A 576-nucleotide genomic window follows, 5' to 3' on the forward strand; every position below is an offset into this window, starting at 1 on the left:
TTTCGTTTTTTATATTATTTTTCAATTCGTTTTTAAGCTTTGATTCTTTTTGTATTATAGAGATTTTATTGTTGTATTCATCTTTCAATATCTTATAAATTTCCGTGGCAAGTAATTTAGAAAATCTTTTATCCTTTTTAGCTTCTTTAATGTGAGAATAATTAAAGTTCTTCAATAATGCTTTCTTATTTTGTGATGATAAAGATTTTATTTTTTGTGAATCCATTGAATCTCCTTTTTATATATATGAAATTTTATTTCTTTAATATGTATTTTATTTTGGAGTACAAAAATTAATTAATTATTTATTTAAATATTAAATTTTATTAAATATCAACTACTATATAATATGTCTTTAATATATTTTTAATTTTTGTAAAATAGTTTTATTGTACTCGCTATATATTATGAGCAAAATATTTTTTAAAAATTAATTAATTAATTCATGCTCTATAATTTTTAATAAAGCGTCATTTCCTAAAGATTATTTGGGTACAAAATCTCATACTAAAAATAATAAAAAATGAGCTCAAAATGTTATTGAAAGATAGTATCCTGGTGCATTTTGTGGGTATA

The 576-nt window shown here is 19.3% G+C and carries 1 protein-coding gene; it reads right to left on the minus strand.

What is annotated here, in order from left to right:
• The coding region (locus tag ACQY5W_RS13380) for a hypothetical protein (protein ID WP_428025465.1) at window positions 1-226 on the minus strand (226 nt) is incomplete at its 3' end.
• Between the last annotated feature and the right edge of the window lie 350 nt (window positions 227-576).

The organism is Arcobacter sp. (genome assembly GCF_050300555.1).
Taxonomy (GTDB): domain Bacteria; phylum Campylobacterota; class Campylobacteria; order Campylobacterales; family Arcobacteraceae; genus Arcobacter.